Below are 1,110 nucleotides of genomic sequence, written 5' to 3'. Positions count from 1 at the left end.
GACGCGGCGCAGGTAGCCCGCCGTCACGGCGGCGGCGACGAGCTTGCTGGCCCGGGGCTGGTCGACCGCCAGCGCGGCGGCCACCGTGGACACGGTCGGCTCGGTGGCGTCCTCGACGACATCGAGCACGTCGAAGGCCTGTCCGCTCGGCGCGTCCGCCGCCAGGGTGCGCCGGGTCTGGCGCCGCCGGATGGCGATCATCGCCCGTTCGATCCGCTCGACCTCGTTCACGGGCTCATGCTACCGTCGAACATGTACATGCAATAGAACATGTAGTTGCTGATAGGCATGAAAGGGTGTGCGATGACCGAGCGCAGGTTGATCGGCTACCAGGTCAAGCGCCTGGACCAGCTCATCGAGGCGAGCTTCGATCGGGCGGTCGAGAGCGTGGGGATGTCGCGGCGCGAATGGCAGACGCTGAACACGATCGCCCGGGAACCCGGCGCCGATCTGGTCGACGCGCTGCGCCCGTTCTGGGACTCCGACGGCGAGTCGATCGCGGACGTCACCGCTGCCTTGGCCACGCGTGGGTGGATCACCCGCGAGGCGGACGGCCGGTGGACCGTCACCGACGCGGGCGGGGCGGCGCACGAGTTCTCCGCGCGATCGGTGGGGGCGATCCGTCGACAGCTGGCCGAGGGTGTCACCGACGACGAATTCACCGCGCTCACAGGCACTCTCGCGCGCATGATCGCGAATCTGGAGCGGGCGGGCTGAGGTCCGCTCCTTGATCGTGGCGGCGCTCAAGGGACGGGTGTGGCCGGACCCGGGTCGACGGCATCGGCGACGCCGGGACGGTCCACCGCGGCCGAACGCACGCGGGCGGCGCGCAACAGCAGGTAGTCGCGCTCCGGCACGCTCGCCGTCTGTGTGGCGGCCAGCTGGTACTGCGCGACGGCGGCCGCGTCGTCACCCGCCATCTCGTGCAGGTGCCCGCGCACCGCGGCCAGGCGGTGGGAGCGGGCCAGCGGCTCGGCCACCGTGTCGGCGACGGCGAGTCCGGCGGCCGGGCCGTGCACCATGGCGGTCGCCACGGCCCGGTTCAAGGTGACCATCGGATTCGGGTTCGACCGCTCGATCATGGTGTAGAGCACCAGGATCCGGGCCCAG

2 protein-coding genes and 1 pseudogene are annotated in these 1,110 nt (G+C 71.4%); 1 reads left to right on the top strand and 2 read right to left on the bottom strand.

Annotated elements, in window-relative coordinates; genetic code table 11:
* On the bottom strand, nucleotides 1–231 hold a 231-nt coding region (locus tag ACWDNU_RS46640), incomplete at its 3' end, for a MarR family transcriptional regulator (RefSeq protein WP_449673551.1).
* A 72-nt stretch (nucleotides 232–303) separates the two neighbouring features.
* On the opposite strand from ACWDNU_RS46640, the gene ACWDNU_RS46635 reads away from it, so the two are divergent.
* Nucleotides 304–717: a MarR family winged helix-turn-helix transcriptional regulator gene (locus ACWDNU_RS46635; RefSeq protein WP_355277050.1), complete on the top strand. Its 414-nt coding sequence runs from the start codon at nucleotides 304–306 to the stop codon at nucleotides 715–717.
* A gap of 26 nt (nucleotides 718–743) precedes the next feature.
* Here ACWDNU_RS46635 and ACWDNU_RS46630 read toward each other — a convergent pair.
* Nucleotides 744–1,110: pseudogene (locus tag ACWDNU_RS46630) on the bottom strand (hypothetical protein); the annotation flags it as partial.

The sequence above is a fragment of the Amycolatopsis sp. NPDC003676 genome (assembly GCF_053587275.1).
Note: the sequence above shows the minus strand (reverse complement) of the source record. Positions and strands in the feature narration are given on the sequence as shown.